The 17647-nt window shown below is 41.7% G+C and carries 18 protein-coding genes and 1 pseudogene; 14 read left to right on the forward strand and 5 right to left on the reverse strand.

The features are described 5' to 3' along the window. Window positions 1–144: 144 nt before the first annotated feature. Complete coding sequence (gene alr / locus EI981_RS13645; protein ID WP_227011843.1) at window positions 145–1263, reverse strand: alanine racemase; 1119 nt, start codon at window positions 1261–1263, stop codon at window positions 145–147. Between the two features lie 604 nt (window positions 1264–1867). Between alr and EI981_RS13650 the strand changes: the two genes are divergently transcribed. From EI981_RS13650 to EI981_RS13675, 6 genes are all read left to right on the forward strand, one after another. Beyond that, window positions 1868–2629 (forward strand): YheC/YheD family protein, encoded by a 762-nt coding sequence (locus tag EI981_RS13650; protein WP_126998990.1) that lies wholly within the window; start codon window positions 1868–1870, stop codon window positions 2627–2629. A 5-nt stretch (window positions 2630–2634) separates the two neighbouring features. Next, window positions 2635–3534: a phosphoenolpyruvate mutase gene (gene aepX / locus EI981_RS13655; protein WP_126998992.1), complete on the forward strand. Its 900-nt coding sequence runs from the start codon at window positions 2635–2637 to the stop codon at window positions 3532–3534. Continuing rightward, window positions 3534–4694 (forward strand): phosphonopyruvate decarboxylase, encoded by a 1161-nt coding sequence (gene aepY / locus EI981_RS13660; protein ID WP_126998994.1) that lies wholly within the window; start codon window positions 3534–3536, stop codon window positions 4692–4694. The genes aepX and aepY overlap by 1 nt, the downstream gene beginning before the upstream one ends. Then, window positions 4691–5836, forward strand: coding sequence for a 2-aminoethylphosphonate aminotransferase (locus tag EI981_RS13665; protein WP_126998996.1), 1146 nt, complete (start codon window positions 4691–4693; stop codon window positions 5834–5836). Before aepY ends, EI981_RS13665 begins: the two co-directional genes overlap by 4 nt. Then, entirely contained in the window at window positions 5814–6644 is an 831-nt protein-coding gene (locus EI981_RS13670) for a YheC/YheD family protein (protein WP_126998998.1), read from the forward strand. The genes EI981_RS13665 and EI981_RS13670 overlap by 23 nt, the downstream gene beginning before the upstream one ends. A gap of 102 nt (window positions 6645–6746) precedes the next feature. Continuing rightward, window positions 6747–7067, forward strand: a complete 321-nt coding sequence (locus EI981_RS13675) for a hypothetical protein (RefSeq protein ID WP_126999000.1) — start codon at window positions 6747–6749, stop codon at window positions 7065–7067. Window positions 7068–7225: 158 nt separating this feature from the next. On the opposite strand, the gene EI981_RS29030 is transcribed toward EI981_RS13675, so the two are convergent. The 3 genes from EI981_RS29030 to EI981_RS13685 form a co-directional block, all read right to left on the reverse strand. Next, on the reverse strand, window positions 7226–7375 hold the full coding sequence (locus tag EI981_RS29030) for a hypothetical protein (protein ID WP_162616167.1): 150 nt from the start codon (window positions 7373–7375) through the stop codon (window positions 7226–7228). 38 nt (window positions 7376–7413) lie between these two features. Next, on the reverse strand, window positions 7414–8304 hold the full coding sequence (locus EI981_RS13680) for an alpha/beta fold hydrolase (protein ID WP_126999002.1): 891 nt from the start codon (window positions 8302–8304) through the stop codon (window positions 7414–7416). Window positions 8305–8422: 118 nt separating this feature from the next. Beyond that, complete coding sequence (locus EI981_RS13685; RefSeq protein ID WP_126999004.1) at window positions 8423–9034, reverse strand: DUF2239 family protein; 612 nt, start codon at window positions 9032–9034, stop codon at window positions 8423–8425. 1157 nt (window positions 9035–10191) lie between these two features. On the opposite strand from EI981_RS13685, the gene EI981_RS13695 reads away from it, so the two are divergent. The 6 genes from EI981_RS13695 to EI981_RS13715 all read left to right on the forward strand — a co-directional run bounded on the left by EI981_RS13695 (window position 10192) and on the right by EI981_RS13715 (window position 14603). Continuing rightward, window positions 10192–10497: a phosphotransferase gene (locus EI981_RS13695; protein ID WP_237172653.1), complete on the forward strand. Its 306-nt coding sequence runs from the start codon at window positions 10192–10194 to the stop codon at window positions 10495–10497. A 478-nt stretch (window positions 10498–10975) separates the two neighbouring features. After that, window positions 10976–11368 (forward strand): hypothetical protein, encoded by a 393-nt coding sequence (locus EI981_RS13700; RefSeq protein WP_162616168.1) that lies wholly within the window; start codon window positions 10976–10978, stop codon window positions 11366–11368. A gap of 864 nt (window positions 11369–12232) precedes the next feature. Continuing rightward, on the forward strand, window positions 12233–12859 hold the full coding sequence (locus EI981_RS13705) for an undecaprenyl-diphosphatase (protein ID WP_126999010.1): 627 nt from the start codon (window positions 12233–12235) through the stop codon (window positions 12857–12859). 140 nt (window positions 12860–12999) lie between these two features. Beyond that, window positions 13000–13119 carry a sporulation protein YjcZ gene (locus EI981_RS29250; protein WP_193556466.1) on the forward strand — a complete coding sequence of 40 codons (120 nt, stop codon included), beginning with the start codon at window positions 13000–13002 and terminating at the stop codon, window positions 13117–13119. 243 nt (window positions 13120–13362) lie between these two features. After that, complete coding sequence (locus EI981_RS29255) at window positions 13363–13515, forward strand: helix-turn-helix domain-containing protein (protein WP_193556467.1); 153 nt, start codon at window positions 13363–13365, stop codon at window positions 13513–13515. A gap of 203 nt (window positions 13516–13718) precedes the next feature. Then, window positions 13719–14603, forward strand: coding sequence for a cation diffusion facilitator family transporter (locus EI981_RS13715; protein WP_472795102.1), 885 nt, complete (start codon window positions 13719–13721; stop codon window positions 14601–14603). Between the two features lie 125 nt (window positions 14604–14728). Here the strand turns inward: EI981_RS13715 and EI981_RS13720 are convergent, their stop codons facing one another. After that, the gene (locus tag EI981_RS13720; protein ID WP_126999014.1) at window positions 14729–15511 is read right to left on the reverse strand and encodes a stalk domain-containing protein; all 783 of its coding nucleotides are present in this window, start codon (window positions 15509–15511) and stop codon (window positions 14729–14731) included. A gap of 494 nt (window positions 15512–16005) precedes the next feature. Between EI981_RS13720 and EI981_RS29605 the strand changes: the two are divergent. Both EI981_RS29605 and EI981_RS29610 read left to right on the forward strand, forming a co-directional pair. Further along, a pseudogene (locus EI981_RS29605) lies at window positions 16006–16742 on the forward strand (lytic polysaccharide monooxygenase); the annotation flags it as partial. 153 nt (window positions 16743–16895) lie between these two features. Next, window positions 16896–17261, forward strand: a complete 366-nt coding sequence (locus EI981_RS29610) for a carbohydrate-binding protein (protein WP_237172666.1) — start codon at window positions 16896–16898, stop codon at window positions 17259–17261. The last annotated feature ends 386 nt before the right edge of the window (window positions 17262–17647 follow it).

Below are 17647 nucleotides of genomic sequence, written 5' to 3' on the forward strand. Positions count from 1 at the left end.
CTCTTAGTCTTTAAAAATAACAGTAATTAAAACGCGGCTGTCGGCATGATCGACAGCCGCGTTGTGCTAACTGGCAGATTTGTTGAATCAGGTGTACAACCAGCAAGATCAAGATAATTATTTTGAATGGCTGCCTTTAGCTTGTTATTTGAAAATTCTAGGAACTCTCTGACTCAAGTTACAAGCAACTTCAAATGATATAGTTCCCAACATATCTGCCACATCATCTAATGATATAAAATGATTTCCTTGACCTCCATAAACTACTACCTCATCACCAATATTTACACCCATAATATCAGTTACATCGATCATACAAAAATCCATACATATTCTACCGAAAACAGGAGCCTTTTGTCCGTGAATAAGAACGTAAGCCATACCAGATAATTGTCTCGAATATCCATCCCCATACCCAATTGGAATAGTTGCAATAACTGCTTTACCTCTTTCAATTTTAGTTGCTCCATATGATATACCATACCCTTTCTCAAATGTTTGGATATGGATGACTTTTGTTTTTAACTGCATTACTTGTCTAAGCTTAACCTTTGCCTTATTCACCTCTTTGGATGGATAAAGACCATACATTGAAATTCCGATTCGAACCATATCGTAGGTCATATTTGGATTTTCGATAGTTGCAGCACTATTTGCAATATGAAGTAGGGGAATAGAAACTTTTCGTTGATCCAATTCTTCCAATAAACTTTCCCATCGCTTCTTTTGTTTTTCTGCATACCATTTGTCAGCTTCATCTGCGGTAGCAAAATGTGAGAATACTCCTTCTAGATAGATCCCCTCCAATTTTGAAACGATATCGATAAAATCACTTGCTTCTTCTGCTTGCAGTCCCAATCGTCCCATTCCTGTATCCACCTTGACGTGAACCTTTGCCTTTTTCCCTAAGATCTGCCCAGACTTTGATAAAGATTCTGCATGTTTCATATCAAAAATTGATTGTGTTAAATCCCAATACACAACAAGATTCGATGCTGAAGGAGGTGTATATCCAAGTATAAGTATAGGTGCTTGAATGTCTGATTTTCGTATTTCAATGGCTTCTTCTAAACTAGCCACCGCTAAATAATCCACTCCACTATCAATCGCTTTTTTGGAAACCTCGACAGCACCATGTCCATAACCATTCGCTTTTACTACTGCCATTATTTTTGTTGAGTTAGGTATTATTCTTCGAAATTCACAAATATTATGTGAAATATTACTAAGGCTAATTTCAGCCCATATTGGTCTATACATCATATCTCCTCACTTTGATTTTATATTTTAGCAATCTTCAACAGAGCCTTCCATAAGCTTAAAATAGTTAAATACTGCATTCGCCCCTTGCTAAAATTTTTACATATCTACACCAATCCCAAAAGGTCCACACAATATGTATTTTTACGGTCTTGTGGTAGGGTGTGTAACTATAAAGATTGTCTTTGAATAATTGAAAAATCCGGAGAAGTTATAGGTATGAAAGAGACGATTACTATTTATTCCTTTTGTAAAATGTCAACAACTTAAAGGATTTACGAGAAGATTTAATAAAACATATTTCTCCATTAGGATGGGAGCATATCAACTATTTCCTTAGCGTTGTAATTCGCGTTTTGTTTGTGGTATTCCAATTAAAAAAATAAAGCAGGCTCCTACGGTTAAGGCGCACGCCCTTAACGTAAACCGTAGGCGCGACTAAGCGCACCGTGATAGGTGCCTTTTTTTTGTTTTCTGGATTGTTATCGAAATGAAATTCCGGCGATAGCGATTGTATTTTTCCTTTATGGGAAATTAGTCTATACAGCAGGGCATTTAGATGAATATGCTCTTTGTATCTGTATCCCAACATGAGAAGAGGATGTCAATGTCCATTGGAAAAATGAAGAAGTATAAGGAGATGGTAGTTAACCCTGTCTTACGTCCACATTTGCCCGAAACTTACTGGATGACAGATTCAAGGACATTACGAATGCTGAAAACCTACTCATCTGTTTTCATAAAACCAAATTTCGGGAGTGGAGGCAGCGGAATCATTCGTGTCAAGAGATTGCGTAATGGATATGAGGTTCGTTGCGGTCCAAGTCGAAAGGTCGTTGGAGCTCATTCTGTCTTAAAGTCAATTCATTCATATCGGAAATCAAAGGACCATTATTTAGTGCAGAAAGGCCTGCGAATAGCGGAGTATCAAGGGAAAATCTTTGATATCCGTGTATACCTTCAGAAGCCAGAGGATAAATGGAGGATTTCGGGTATGACAGCCCGTGTAGCCGCACCTCATAAATTTGTGACCAATTATCAAAAAGGAGGACACGCTGAATCCTTGCAAAAGGTTCTTTTAAACCTTTTTCAGAATAACCAGATCAAAGTTGCCAACTGTTTTCGTAAAATAGAACAACTATCCATTACCGTTGCCAACACAGTAAATAAATGGCATTCGATTCATGAACTAGGAGTTGATCTTGCCCTAGACAAGAACGGCCACATGTGGATCATTGAAGCGAACTCACATCCGGGTCATCAATTGTTCACTCAACTTCCTGACCATACAATGATCAAAACCATTATGGATAACAAACGAAGGATCGAAGAAAAAAACAACAAAATTAATTTAAAGGGAAGGAGATAAGTTCAATGAATAAACCTAAGCAGCTTAGACGCTTAATCAGCTCCGGCCAACTAGAATTTATCATGGAGGCCCATAATGGTCTGTCTGCCAAAATTGTAGAGGAGGCAGGATTTGAAGGGATTTGGGCTAGCGGATTATCAATCTCTGCGGCAATGGGAGTAAGAGACAATAACGAAGCCTCCTGGACCCAAGTTCTAGATGTCCTGGAATTCATGAGCGATGCAACGTCCATCCCGATTCTACTGGACGGGGATACTGGATACGGCAACTTCAATAATGCAAGACGATTGGTTAAGAAGCTGGAACAGCGAGATATTGCGGGTGTTTGTATTGAAGATAAGCAATTTCCAAAAATGAACTCCTTCTTAAACGGTCAATTACAGCCGATGGCCGATATCGAAGAATTTTGCGGTAAAATCAAGGCGATGAAAGATACGCAAACCGACGATGATTTTGTAGTTGTAGCCAGAGTAGAAGCTTTTATTACAGGGAGAGGACTTGGAGAGACGCTGCGGCGGGCGGAAGCATACCGGAAGGCAGGCGCCGACGCGGTTCTCATACACAGCAAAAGGCCAGATTTCATGGAGATTGAGGCGTTCATGAAGGAATGGGCGGGAAGATTGCCCGTAGTTATCGTACCTACGAAGTATTATTTGACTCCAACCGTCAAGTTTCGTGAGTCGGGGATTAGTCTTGTGATTTGGGCCAACCATAATTTGCGATCATCCATTGAGGCCATGAAACAAGTATCCCGCAGAATTTATCAGGATGAGAGCCTTGCCCATATCGAAAAGGATGTTGCAACATTAGAGGAAGTTTTCAGGCTTCAAGGAGCAGAAGAGCTAGAAGATGCAGAACAACAATATCTCCCGGTGTCGGAGATCAGATCTAATGAGGGGATATAATGGACACGAAGAAGTTTGGAGAAGAACTCCAAAAATTAGGATTTAATTTTTTCAGCGGTGTACCGTGCTCCTACCTGAAAAATTTAATCAATTACGCCATCAACGAATTCGATTATGTTGCAGCAGCTAACGAAGGAGATGCCGTTGCTATCGCATCTGCTGCTTATGTTGGAGGGCAGAAATCCGCTGTGCTTATGCAAAATTCAGGGCTAACCAACGCCGTTTCACCGCTAACGTCCCTTGTCTACCCTTTTCGTATTCCGCTGCTTGGATTTGTCAGCCTTCGCGGAGAGCCGGGGATTCCTGATGAGCCACAACATGAGCTTATGGGCAGGATCACGACGCAGCTGCTGGAATTGATGAACGTAGAATGGCAATATCTTTCCAAAGATTTGGAGGAGGCCAAAAAACAACTGATTCTGGCCAATGAGCAAATTACCGGAAATCGGCCATTTTTCTTTGTGGTGAAGAAAGGAACCTTTGACAGAGAGCCTTTGAAAAAGCAACAAAACTCCATTCATTCAAATCAGATCATACGGCATGCACATAAGGACAATCAGATGCCTGCGCGGCATGAGGCGTTAGCTGCAATTAATTCGGTGAAAGACGGGGATACGATTCAGCTTGCAACCACAGGCAAAACAGGACGGGAATTGTATGAAATTGAAGATGCAAGCAACAATCTGTACATGGTTGGCTCGATGGGGTGCGTCAGCTCTTTCGGGCTTGGGCTTGCACTGAGTCAGCCTGACAAGAATATTGTCGTGATTGACGGAGACGGTTCTTTATTGATGCGCATGGGAAGCCTTGCGACAAACGGGTATTATAACCCCAACAATATGATTCATATTCTTCTCGATAATAATGCCCACGAATCGACTGGCGGGCAAAGCACGGTATCCCATAATATTGATTTCGTGAATATTGCTGCTTCCTGCGGTTACACGAAGTCGATCCATGTCCATAACCTCGAAGATCTGAAAGTTTGTTTGCAAGAATGGAAAGAGACTAAAGGGCTAACTTTCCTGTATATGAAAATATCCAAGCAATCCAAGGATCAGCTTGCCCGCCCGGGCATAAAACCTCACGAAGTAAAGGAACGCCTACAGCGATTTATCCGAAACGATCACGAAAAGATCAAGGAAGTGGATGGCTCATGAGTTCTACCGTAAAAAGAAATATTTTGCTTACTCCAGGTCCGGCAACGACTACAGAAAGCGTGAAATGGTCACAGGTGGTTCCGGATATATGCCCACGCGAAGCCGAGTTTGGCGAAATCATGGAGCATATTTCTACAGAGCTTACCTGTTTGGTTGCGGATCCGGGTGGCTATCAGACCGTGTTATTTGGCGGATCGGGAACTGCAGCTGTGGAATCGATGATCAGTTCTGTCCCCGGCAATGAAACCATGGTAATTATCAATAATGGCGCTTATGGAAAACGAATGTGCGAAATCGCGGCGGTCTTTGGAATCGATTATTTGGAATTCAAAAGTCCATTTGATGATGCGATTCATTTGGCTGACTTAGAACGTTACATCCAATCTTCTGGTCGAAAGATAACTCATCTTGCCGTCGTGCATCATGAGACAACGACAGGCCTTCTGAACAAGATAAAGGAAATTGGTTTATTATGCAAAAAAAATCATATCGACATGATCGTGGATGCAATGAGTTCGTTTGCTGCCATTCCGATTGACATGAAGGAGATGAACATTTCCTTCTTAGCATCCAGTTCGAACAAGAACCTGCAGGGAATGCCCGGCGTTTCGTTCGTCATCGCGGAGAAAAGTAAGCTAGAGAGTTTGAAGGACAGGAAACCAAGAAGTTATTATTTGAATTTGTACGCTCAATATCGATATTTTGCGGAACATTTGCAGATGCGGTTTACACCACCGGTACAGATATTGTATGCGCTTAGGCAGGCTATCGAGGAATTAAAGCAGGAGAGTGTGGCCAAACGTCATGAAAGATATGTGGCATCCTGGAATACTTTAATCAGCGGTCTAAAAAGGCTGGGCTTAACCTATATTGTCCCCGAAGAGCATCACTCCAAGATGATTACATCCATTCGTGAACCCTATGTAGATTTTGATTTCCAATCCATGCATGATTTTTTCTATAGTAAAGGTGTTATGATTTATCCGGGTAAGCTGGAGGAACTAAAGACGTTCCGAATTGCCAATATCGGGGATATTACGTCCGAAGATATCGAGTTTTTTTTGGAATTGTTTGAAGATTATCTAGGCGGCATATCGAATATGAGAAAGGCGGAGAATCATGAGAACAAGAACAAGAAATAAATGGATTAAATATTTGTTTATGAAAAAAAATGCATCCTTAGCTCCCTACCTGCCGGAAACCAGAAAAATGAGCAATCAAGCCCTTTGGAGCCTGCTTGAGAAACACAGGCATGTCATGGTTAAGCCAGTTTGGGGGAGCCGTGGACGGGGAGTTATCCAAGTCTCGGATTTGGGGAATGACAACTACATCATACATTTCGAGAATATGAGAACGATGAAACGGGGAAAAAAGAATGCCTATCGTTATATCAAAAGTAAAATAGGGTCTTCCGCTTATATGGTTCAACGAAGAATTACCCGTCCTACTATAAATAAACGTCTCTTTGATATGAGAGTCATTGTTCAACGGAAAAGAAATTCATCGGACTGGGTAGTTACGGGAAAGGTAATCAAGGTAGCGGGCAAAGGTTATATTGTTTCCAACAATACGCGGAGTCATGGACAACTGCTTAGGTTTAAGCCGGGTATCCAACGTTCATCTATTAGACATTTGCCTATTACCGAATTGGAAACTCAAATAGATAAGGTTTCACTTCTTTCCGCAGATACATTAAGACCATTGTTCCCTAATCATCGTATTTATGGCTTGGACATTGCAACCGATCGGCAAGGTCATGTTTCCATTATTGAAGCCAACCTTTATCCGGCAATGTCCCATTTCCTTAAACTGAAGGATGGGGTAATGTATCGCCGAATACTCTCTTATAAAAATGAACCACCACTGTTGAGTAACCGAAAAATGATTATAAACAAGCGTTATGTTTCGAATCATTTAGCTGACTCGTCCAATCCCCTCATATTCCATTAACGCAACGGGAAAGGTTGCCCAATCGTTTATAGAGGCTGCACGATTTATTACGCGGCAGCCTCGCTCGATTAGAATAGAAGTAGCAACACAGGAGGAGAGATCATGCGGAGAATTATTGCCATTATCTTGCTAATCGTCGGAGCGTGCTTTCTGATTTTGGATGCCAGACAACAGGTTAACTCAAAGAAAGAACTTGAAGAAACCAATGCGCTGATTACGCAGTCATCAACAACAGTAAATTCGGAAGAAAAACGTACAATAGATGTATCGTACCTCACTCCTACGGTCAGTAGAGCGGAATTCCATCCAAAACAGAACGATCTCATTATGCTTGAATTCCCGCATTCCCTATGGATGGTGAACAAATACTACTGTCGAGATATCAGAATACCGTTTTTTAAAATTTTGACAAACTGTCGGTAGGAGACCGCATTTTGATTAAACTGACATATGTGCCCGTTACTTGAATAATTCATTTCTGAATCTGACCGCGTCTGTTTGGAAAAATCCCCACAAAAAAAGCGCCAGCTCACGATGTTATCATGAAACCGGCGCTTATTCGATCGTTTCTACATATACGTTCAAATGGAGGCTCTGTTAGGAAGCCCCGTTAATTGATGAAATGGAGTTGCTTTAACAAACGTTCCAAGAGCACCGCTGCTTCCATCCGGGTCGTATGCGCCAAGCGTGATCAGCGCTGCGCCAATGTGCCTACTCGCCCCATTGGGCACCTCGGTACTCCGGCTGGTTGCTATTCAGAAAGCGTGTGTCAATTGCGATGAGCCGTTCGCTCTATGCTATCAGCGGTTACTTTGTACAGTTGGTGCGGCAGGTCGTGTCCCATGCCGTCAATCAACATTAGCTCGGCTCCCGGGATGGCAGAAGCCGTATCCTCGCCACATGCCGGGACGAACAAGGGATCGTTCACTCCATGAATGACAAGTGCTGGTACTTTTATGGTTGCCAGCCGCGGACGACGATCACCAGAAACAGCGATCGCAGCAATTTGTCGTCCGACACTGCTTGGATCGTAGGCACGCTGGACTTCCTCCAGAATGAGCGCCCGATAAGCGTCCTCTTCAAACGGAAAGCCACTGCCAGCGATACGCTTGGCAAAAGAAAGGCTGTGCGCCAAAAATCCTGCTTCATCCTCAAATGGATTCGGCGCCGGTTTAGTCATCAATGCCATGACATCCGGGGGAGATTGCGGAAGGTCGGGATTACCTGAACTGGACATAATCGAGGTGAGTGATAACACCCGTTCAGGGTACTCACTGGCTGCAATCTGGGCGATCATTCCGCCCATTGACCTGCCAACGAAATGTGCCTGGTCAATTGAAAGGGCGTCGAGCAGTCCGATAGCGTCGCTTGCCATGTCATCGAGAGTGTAAGGGATGTCCGGTCGCTGTCCCGACATGAGAGCAGTCGCTAGTGCGTCAAAATCCAGCGTCCGATAATGGCTAAAGTGCGTTGAGCAACCTACGTCGCGATTGTCAAAGCGGATCACCCGAAAGCCCCGCGCTGCCAATATTTCGCAAAACGGAACCGTCCATCGGATCATCTGGGTTCCAAGCCCAGCGATTAGGATAATAGCCTCGTCATTTTCGTCACCGAAACTATCATAGGCCAACTCAACACCGTTGACTTTCAGAATGTTCATGATCATGTTCTCCTTCAATTAATGGGGTATCGGAAGTTCTGTATAGGCAGAAGGCGTGAATCTTGATCGCTGCAGTCCGATGTCCGATACCGTTTTTTACGCCTCCACATGCTTTCATTCATAAGTTCCCTTCAGGGAATGCATTAGCGGCTAGTCTTTTGATGTGGTTTCTGATATCAGGTGCCCAGTCATCGATGAAGTGGTAAAAGCGATCCAAATCACCAGCATACAGTGCCCGAAGAGCTTCTTCGTATTGAGGGAAGTTCCCGGCCATAGCTGTCATAAAGTAATGTGTTGCTTCTTGTGACTCTCGGAGATTGCTCTGTTTTTCTCCAGCTCGGCGAGCCTCATCAATAAGTTTTCGTAATGTTACCGACGCCCCTCCAGGTTGAGCCTTGAGCCATTCCCAATGCCGTGGCAATAACGTAACCTCACCGGATACAACCCCCAGCTTGGGTCGACCGACCCGCCGTGTAGGCTGGTGATTCACTTCCGTAACAGGTAAGTCACCAGACGATTCTCCTAATCGTTTAAGCACGTCATCTGTCTTTCCACGAAAATCAACATCTATTTGCTTCCCTGTGGAATCGTCAAATATAAGCAGCTGTGCGAGGTCTCTGTCATCCAGAGCATCCTTCACAGTAGAAACAACATGCTGTAACGAACCACTGGTGACGACTCCCACACCCAAAAATGCTGTGTAGTAAAAGCGCGTTAGGTCATTACTCATGCTGACCTCCTCTCTGAACACCTCACCAATTATACCCGGATAAAATTAAGAAATCAATATTACCCGGGTAAAATATATTTTATCGTTCGGTATGGAGGGAATAAATGCAAAAAACACGACCTAAGAGGAATCGCGCTGTTGAGAATATCGGAAAATAAAAAACGAATATGAGTCAAGTTTTCAAGATTGCTACATGCAGTTTTCAAAAATGATGTTTATGAATTGTCACTAGATCGATGGAGCGGATCCATCGCTTTTGCTATGCTTAAGGGCAGACATGGACTGGAAGCCGCGTTGCGATTGGGCAGGGTAATATATCCGGAAGATTTCCAGATTAATAGCATAAGTCCAAGCAAACATATTAACCAATTCATATACTGTCACTATCTTAAATTGAGGAGAGTGAAAGGGATGGGGTTAATATTTAATCGAAATGTTAGAGTTACTTTTTTCTCGGGTTTTAACTTTACTGGAAGAAGTCTAACATTTAGACGAGGCGTGGCAGTTTCAAATCTGGGATTATTCGGTTTTAACAACATTATTTCCAGTTTTCGGCTAAGAAATGTTGTAATTCCCAGTCAAGTTACGTTAGTACTGTTTTCAGGCCGCAACTTTACAGGGGATTTTCGCATTTTCCGTGGTAGCCAGAACATTTCAGACTTACGAGCTTTTAACTTTAACAATGTAACCTCGTCGTTTATTCTGGTTGGATTCCGGATAACAACTTCTCAGATTCGTACCATTCAACGCACAGGCAGAATGCCAAGCCAAATTTCCAAATTATAGGCTGAAGGGACATTTGCTCTTTTTTCTTCAGATTTTTCTTGAATGAAGGGAAGGATTGAGGCCTTTAGAACTTTTGTCGGCAGCCTCACTAAACCTAACGGGACACGTTAGTTCAATATACTAGTGGCAGTCTAGGACTTTATTTTCCAGTCCAAGACTGCCGCTGATTCATTTTAAAATTTATTTTTCGGTGCATTTGAGAAGAAACTTTGGATGATCGAGATCAAGGACTTTGGATACATTGTGGAGAGCATGTGAGATTTAACTGTGAGCTTATACGTAGTAAGAAGTTTACAGAGGAGAAACATGGCTTCACCTGTTCCATGCAAACTGTCCGGCATTTAAGAAAACTTCATAGTATTAAAAGTTCTATGGTAGGTGATTTGAAGTATTCAAGGGAAGAAGCTTTTTCTTGCAAGGAGTACATTAAACAATCCTTAGATGATGCACTAATGTATCTTTTTGAAAATTATGAACCTATTGCTAAACTAAAGAGACAATTAATAGATGCAAGTAATGAACTTTATGCAAAAATTGAAGAAAGAAAAGAGTACTCACTTATACATTTTGAATTGGGACCTAACCATGTTATGGTAGACCAACAAGGGAAAACATATATCATAGACTTTGAAGGGATGAAGTATTTTGATTTAGAGTATGAATACAGTTTTTTTTAAACTTCGTTATGGCAAATATTATCCTGAGTTGAAGAGCATGTCAATTGATGATAATAGAATGAAATATTATTTACTATACCATCATATTACGGCTATAAAGGGAGCACATCAGCTAATGACACAGGATTACTATGATTTAGAGGATATTAAGGGAATGATACACTATAATAATGAAGCAATCCTTACATATTATTTATAATTAGCTTGATGTTATAAATACAAGTGAAATACACAAGGCGATCCATTACTACAAATGGGTCGTTTTTGAATGGATCGGTATAGTAGAGGAGGGGCTAAAACATGTTAGAGTTGGCAATTTCGGTTACTCATTCTAAGTCTATCTTGAAGCGTTCCGCTCTGGAACAACCTAACTGCAGTAAAAGAAGGACATGCATGTCTACTAAATCTGAAATGGTGAGAGCTATTGACGTTCTCAAAATCTTAATTTTATTTAGGATTTCTCAGTACTACTCCTATATTGGATCTTGGAAAAAATAACTTCACAATTTTGCAGGAATTTTTTAACAGTTGGTTGGAAATAGCAGAGGAGGGTAGTGAAAAAATTTATACACCATCATGGACTGAAATTGAGATTATGAAACAAAGATGTTTACCTAAGGTAGCATTTAAATTGGAATCAACAAATAGTGAATATAATTTAGTTGAGTATTACCATTTAAGTGAAGAAAGAAATCTTGATATCAAAAAACTATCCTGTCCAAATCAGTCGGAGGAAAGCGTACAAAGAATTAAGAATATGAAAAGGTATTTACCTATAGACATAGCAATGTTAATTTATCAAAATCCAACACCAGAAAATAAACTCCTAAAAGAATATGTCGAACGTTATGTTCGAAAATTGAATTTCTAAGATTGACCACTGAATTTCGAATCAGTAGTCTTTTAAATTAACAGTGAAGACGGACGGTTAACGATATATGTTTTTGTCCTCCGACAGGTACTGTCGAGGGACAAAACATAGTCCCATAATAACCCGCGCCCAGCGCGGTTTTTCTTTTTTAAGGGACCAAGTTCTTGTCTTTTTCTCAGGACAAGAACTTGGTCCCATTGCCGAAAATGGACAAGAACTTGGTCTTATAACCGATTTGACTTGAGGCTCTTGAAAGGTGGGGAGTATTTTACGTTTACTTTCAGGCGTTGAAGGTGTGTTGGGTTTGACGCTTACCCAGACTGGGTATACGGCGGTTCAACCGTTTAAGTGCCATTGACGCAAGCGCTCGTGGTGGTGTATTGTCTAGTGACACAAAAGTGGCTACTTTTAATAAAGCTGAGAAGCCTGATACTTCGGGCTTTTTTATTTTAATGTGGCCAAAATTGTGTCATATAAAAATGCATAAAAGTGACCACATTGTAGGATTTTGACACAAAAGTGGCTACATTGTAAGGAGAATATTGCGACATAAGTCCAGATAAATCTAACCATGAATAAATGTCGCTGCTAGTAGCAAAAGCAAGAGTTTAGTCCATCTAAGTTGGGCAACTGTATCACTTGACTTTGTATTGCGATTCTGCTTAAGCGACCGACAAAAAACGAGATCCATATGATTCATTTAGTGGATATCCTGCCAGGTGACTCCAACTGATACTGCGTCCCTTTTTTATATAATTGATGTGACACCGATGTTACAAAAATGTAATATCAATCTAAATAATGTTATATGATTCGATGGTAGAACCATCTAATTTTCTTTTACGATGTACTAAAAGAGAGTGGATGGTGTTGAGTTTGAATATTTCAGAAGTTAATATATCATTATTTAGGTTTGTTAATGACTTAGGAAAAGAATATCCCTTTTTGAATCCCACATTTATTTTTATTGCTGAATATATGGTTTTTTTACTTGCACTGAGTGTTCTTTTTATTTGGTTTACAAGAGATACGGACAATAGAATAATGATTCTTTGTGCATCAATCGCTTTCATTTGTGCCTTTATAATAGGAAAGGTTTCAGGAGTATTTCACTCGAATTATCAACCTTTCGTTGAATTGACTGATGTTAATAAACTGATACAAAAAGAAAAAGACAATTCTTTTCCAAGTGATCATACCATTTTATTCTTCTCATATTGTTTTTCATTCTGGCTCTTTAAGAGAGGCTGGTCAATTTTATGGGTATTGTTAGCTGTTCTTGTGGGAGTCTCCCGTATATGGGTTGGGGTTCATTATCCTTTAGATGTTTTAACAGGAATATTAATTAGCCTAGCTACTGCAACTTTAATATATTTTATATTCCCAAAACTGAGTGTTACTCAAACCACCATAAAAATTTATGAGAAATATGAAAACAATCTTCTTCTTCGGTTCAAAAAAACAATGGGAAACAAGTCAAAAAACTCTTAAAATTATTCAATAATTAATTAGCGCAATTACGGAAATGGTCATTTAATAAATAGGCTTTATCATAAGGGAATATGTCCAATCTGTGTTACAAAAAATTGAATAGGATGGTGTGTACTCTAAATGCAAGGAGGTATGTACACATGGGTGAAGTATTTGGCGGTGTAGGCGGTAGCTGTGGCGGTGGATTATTTACATCAACTGCAGCGATTTTAGTTCTGTTCATTTTGCTTGTTATCATTACTCGAGCCTTTGTTTTTTAATTGATTACTCTAATATCAGTTCAACTTTTCATTAGTTGGGGTGATATGTAATTCGTCATCTGCCCATGCCGTCGTGCAATCCGAAAGAATCGGTATAAGAGAAGCCCACTTGCCTTAGGGACTGGAAACGTGAAACAAATCAAAACACCTTCAAGAGAATCGAACCATGTCGTAAGATATGGAGATAACCTTGGAGGTGTTTTTGCGTTGGCAACTAAAGGGAGTTATCCCAAAGAAATATAGATGAAAGCCATAGAAATGAGACTGGCAGGAGTTCTGATCAGAGAAGTTATGGAACAGCTGGGAATACGGAATAAGACACAGCTAAAGACATGGATGAGATGGTATCGGAAGGGCGAAGTACATCGTTTGGAGCAGCCCGTGGGTAAACAATAAACTATGGAGTTGATATTTACTCTTGGTATTGGGTCGACAACATAATGGGGAAAAGCACAGGTGAGTGAAGCAATTTTTGCCTAATGGAAACACTTTAAATTAGGTTCTACTTCATTGAAATATTGCAAAAAGGTTTCTGTAGACCCACACGATATTCGTTTGCTAATGTTTATTTTACACGAATAAAAAAGGTTGTGATGTGCTTGAATAGTTCAAAGACTGCTTTCTTATCTGTACTCAGCAACACATTTGTCGTTTTGCTAAAACTTGCTATAGGAATAGTAACGGGGTCTGTAGCCGTTATTTCGGAAGCAATCCACTCCACCTTGGATTTAGTTGGTTCGTTAATAGCCTTCTTCTCGGTCCGATTATCTAGTCGTTCTGCGGACAAAAACCATCCATATGGCCATGGCAAAGTGGAAAATATTTCAGGAACGATTGAAACCATACTTATCTTTGTTGCCGGAATCTGGATTATTTATGAGTGTGTCCATAAAATATTGAATCCAACTACCATCAAACTTCCCTTTCTGGGTATCATCGTTATGCTTGTTGGAGCAGGGGTCAATTTTATTGTTTCTCGGAAGGTTAAAAAGGCGGCGGATGAATTTCATTCTGTTGCAATGAAATCTAATGCCCTGCATTTGCTTACTGATGTTTTCACATCTTTGGGTGTTGCGGTCAGTTTATTATTGGTCACCCTTACCGGATGGACGATACTGGACCCTATTATTGGGATCGTCTTGGCCCTTTATATCATGAGAGAAGCCTATAAGCTTATGAAAGAATCATTTCCTCCTCTGATTGACGCACGATTGACAGAAGAAGAGGAGAGCGAAATTCTACGGGTAATTGAACTATTCAAAGAGAGATATATTGAATTTCATGATTTTCGCACCCGGAGATCTGGTCCAGAAGAATATGTGGACTTCCACCTTGTGACTCCATCCACGATGGATGTTCTTACTGCGCATCAACTATGCGACGAAATTGAACAAGCCATTAAGGCAGTATTTGAACATTCCCAGGTATTGATTCACGTTGAACCGGATCACGAGCGGCTGGCAAATCAACCTCTGTCATCATAAAAAAGAGTTGAAGATATGTTTAAAAACTTATTCATAAAAAATAAAGCATCCCATTGAGGAAACCAAACGGGAACATGGTCACGGCAAAGAGTATTAAAGCAGTACCCAGGGGAGGAAGATGGGGATTATGGCTCAATTATTTGTTTGCCCACATTCACCTCGTCTACCTTCCATTGGTTATCAACAAATTTATAGAATACATAACGATCAACGAGCTCGAGATTGATAGGACCACTTTCAAAGTAAGCAGATTGGTGCATTCTCGCCGCTGTGGTGCTGTCGTAGGTAATATCGGCCTTTTTTGTTAGTATAGCGTTATTTTTAATACCATTACTATGAATAATCTTGTTTATAAATGAGTCCGTGAAATAAGGTCTGAAATATGTTCGAATTTGCGAATAGCTCGAGGGATCGGTGGCTTCATTTATCTTTGTATTAAGCACGTTTGTTCTCTCCTGACTCATTCTAGGCTTGGGCGACTCTGTATGGATAAAGATCTGTTGCTGTCCGATCGTAATGGTTGCTTTTCGTTCTTGTTCGGACCACAGCGCTGTTCCGCCAAAGACTTCAGCAAAAATACGTGCTGGTACATAAGTTGTTCCATTATCAATTTTTGCTGGTAAATCAAGCTTGAAAGCAGCGTTATTTAATAAAGCAGTCCGAGAATTAACACGCAGCAATAGCTCTTGTTTGCCACGAATAATCGTAATGCTTTTTTTTGCCTGGTTCCAGATCACTTCTGAATTGAATCTCTCTGAAACAGCACGTAATGGAATCAGCACTCGTCCATTTTCAAGTTTTCCATTGTCAACCGTATTCGAAAAATTATTGGCGAAGCTTATCGTTGGATTACCGATTAGTAAGGTACACACTAAAGAAAGTGTTAGTGCGATTATTGTTTTTTTCATAGATGTTTCCTTCCATGGTTCTATTAAATTCTTGACCCTAGCTCAATTCTTGTCGTCGGAAATTCTTCGCGATACGCTCCTCTTCAGTTAGATAAACGCAATCTTTATGGATAATGTTGCAGAATATAATATAGAACTATACCAACTTTGTAATATACGAATCAGGAGAAAACGTATGGGATACAAGACTCCACCATGTTACTCCAGTTATGCCAGTAATGTATAGTGCCAGTTCATGATAAAACTTGACATGAAATGGTTATTATTCAATAATATATACATCCATTTACTGTAATATATCTTTCGTTTCTGTCTGGCCCATACATCAAATTCACTTGGCTTCATGACACTCCGCTAATACTCCATTGTGACGAAACTCTATTATACCTATCTATATAGATTCCTCCATATTGAGACATGATTCCATTCCCCTCCATGCTTTCCCCCTAGGTGTACTTACTTGGTTTTGATCCCAACATAGTTGCGCGCTATGAATGTCCACGAAGATTTCCAACCGCTTGTTTACGCTTCTCACGGCCAGCCGCGCGATCCAGTGTAAAAACAGATTGAATACCAACTGCGGCCCGATCATCTATGAGCCTCAGAGCCTGGAGGGGCCGAAAGGTTTTCCTGCTGCCGGACCCCCTGACGGCAAAATCGCCAGCGCCGGCCTTGCCAGCTTCGCTCCGCTTGACCAGCAATCAGCTACGCGCTGGAACAAGGTGAACATGACGAGCGGCACCAACAACTTTACTTGGATTTTTACCGCTCGTCATGCCACGACAAGCTACCGTTATTTCATCACCAAGCCGGATTGAATCCCAATGCACCGTTGACCCGCGACCAGTTTGATCTGACTCCGTTCTGCACGATTAACGGAAATGGCCAGCAGCCGCCGGCCACGTTAACCCAAACCTGCAACGTGCCGCAAAGAGAGGGTTACCATGTCATCCTCGGCGTGTGGGATATCGCGGATACCCAAAATGCCTGGTACATCGTTATCGATGCCCAATTCGGTCCTGACGACAGCATTGCGCCTACGGCGCCGACTAATTTGGCCGTCAGCAACGTTGGCACAACGACGGCCACGCTGACTTGGGGGGCCTCGACGGACAACAATGCCGTCACGGGTTATGAGGTGTACAACGGAGTCAATGTCATCGCCACTATACCTGCCAATCAGACGAGCGCCAATCTCACCAATCTATTGGCAGGCACGACCTATAACCTAGCTGTGAAGGCGTTCGACGCTTCCGGCAATCGGTCGCCGTTCAGCAATAGTGTCCAGTTTACGACCACGCAGCTTCCGGTTGACGTGACGCCGCCGACCAATCCGACCGGCCTGCATGTGATGGGCACCCCAACGTCGACGTCAGTCACGTTGATGTGGAATGCATCCACAGATGCTTCCGGCATCGCTGGTTACCGGATTTACAACGGCAACACGGTGATCGCTACCGTCACTGGAACGGCAACCGAGAAGGTCGTTACCGGTTTGTCGCCGAACTCGCAATATACGTTTACAGTCCGCGCTTACGACCCGTCAAACAACGAATCTGGTGACAGCAATGCCGTGACAGTGTCAACGCCTAACGGTCCGAGTGCAACGCCATGGGAGCCAAATACCGCTTATGAGGTCAATGCGCTCGTATCCTATAACGGCAAGGTGTACAAATGCATCCAGGCCCATACCTCCTTGCCGGGTGGGGAGCCGAGCAACGTGCCCGCGCTCTGGCAGCTAGAACCGTAAACACAGGCTTTAGAAGAGCAGGAAGCCCGCCGCTTGCAAAGAGCGGCGGGCTTATTTTTCATGGTCGATTCGATCGAATGGATTCCATGCAATGACTCTACCATGCTAATACTACCAGTGTGAAATATACAGGTTAGAAGGGGGGGATAGCAAACCGAACCCGGACGAGTATTGCACCGTAGATTGACATCTTGACAGTTTAGATATAATGAAATTAATCGGAATTTCAAGCGGATATAAAAACCTACCCCAATCATCCCTGCCGTGAATCACTGTCATACAGCTTTTTTAAATTGTTTTGCCAAAAAAATCGGTCAGCTTATAATTTTCGGTTGGTCTTAATGATAACTAACCGTACTAGAGAATGTGAAGATTGAAACCGTATT

The sequence above is a fragment of the Paenibacillus lutimineralis genome (genome assembly GCF_003991425.1).
Lineage (GTDB): Bacteria > Bacillota > Bacilli > Paenibacillales > Paenibacillaceae > Fontibacillus > Fontibacillus lutimineralis.

Excerpts from the sequence above, each read along its gene's own strand:
- alr (WP_227011843.1), bottom strand. The coding sequence starts at position 1,263 with ATGATGTATAGACCAATATGGGCTGAAATTAGCCTTAGTAATATTTCA.
- EI981_RS13650 (WP_126998990.1), top strand. The coding sequence starts at position 1,868 with ATGTCCATTGGAAAAATGAAGAAGTATAAGGAGATGGTAGTTAACCCT.
- aepX (WP_126998992.1), top strand. The coding sequence starts at position 2,635 with ATGAATAAACCTAAGCAGCTTAGACGCTTAATCAGCTCCGGCCAACTA.
- aepY (WP_126998994.1), top strand. The coding sequence starts at position 3,534 with ATGGACACGAAGAAGTTTGGAGAAGAACTCCAAAAATTAGGATTTAAT.
- EI981_RS13665 (WP_126998996.1), top strand. The coding sequence starts at position 4,691 with ATGAGTTCTACCGTAAAAAGAAATATTTTGCTTACTCCAGGTCCGGCA.
- EI981_RS13670 (WP_126998998.1), top strand. The coding sequence starts at position 5,814 with ATGAGAACAAGAACAAGAAATAAATGGATTAAATATTTGTTTATGAAA.
- EI981_RS13675 (WP_126999000.1), top strand. The coding sequence starts at position 6,747 with ATGCGGAGAATTATTGCCATTATCTTGCTAATCGTCGGAGCGTGCTTT.
- EI981_RS13680 (WP_126999002.1), bottom strand. The coding sequence starts at position 8,304 with ATGAACATTCTGAAAGTCAACGGTGTTGAGTTGGCCTATGATAGTTTC.
- EI981_RS13685 (WP_126999004.1), bottom strand. The coding sequence starts at position 9,034 with ATGAGTAATGACCTAACGCGCTTTTACTACACAGCATTTTTGGGTGTG.
- EI981_RS13695 (WP_237172653.1), top strand. The coding sequence starts at position 10,192 with ATGGTAGGTGATTTGAAGTATTCAAGGGAAGAAGCTTTTTCTTGCAAG.
- EI981_RS13705 (WP_126999010.1), top strand. The coding sequence starts at position 12,233 with ATGGTGTTGAGTTTGAATATTTCAGAAGTTAATATATCATTATTTAGG.
- EI981_RS29250 (WP_193556466.1), top strand. The coding sequence starts at position 13,000 with ATGGGTGAAGTATTTGGCGGTGTAGGCGGTAGCTGTGGCGGTGGATTA.
- EI981_RS29255 (WP_193556467.1), top strand. The coding sequence starts at position 13,363 with ATGAAAGCCATAGAAATGAGACTGGCAGGAGTTCTGATCAGAGAAGTT.
- EI981_RS13720 (WP_126999014.1), bottom strand. The coding sequence starts at position 15,511 with ATGAAAAAAACAATAATCGCACTAACACTTTCTTTAGTGTGTACCTTA.
- EI981_RS29610 (WP_237172666.1), top strand. The coding sequence starts at position 16,896 with ATGTGGAATGCATCCACAGATGCTTCCGGCATCGCTGGTTACCGGATT.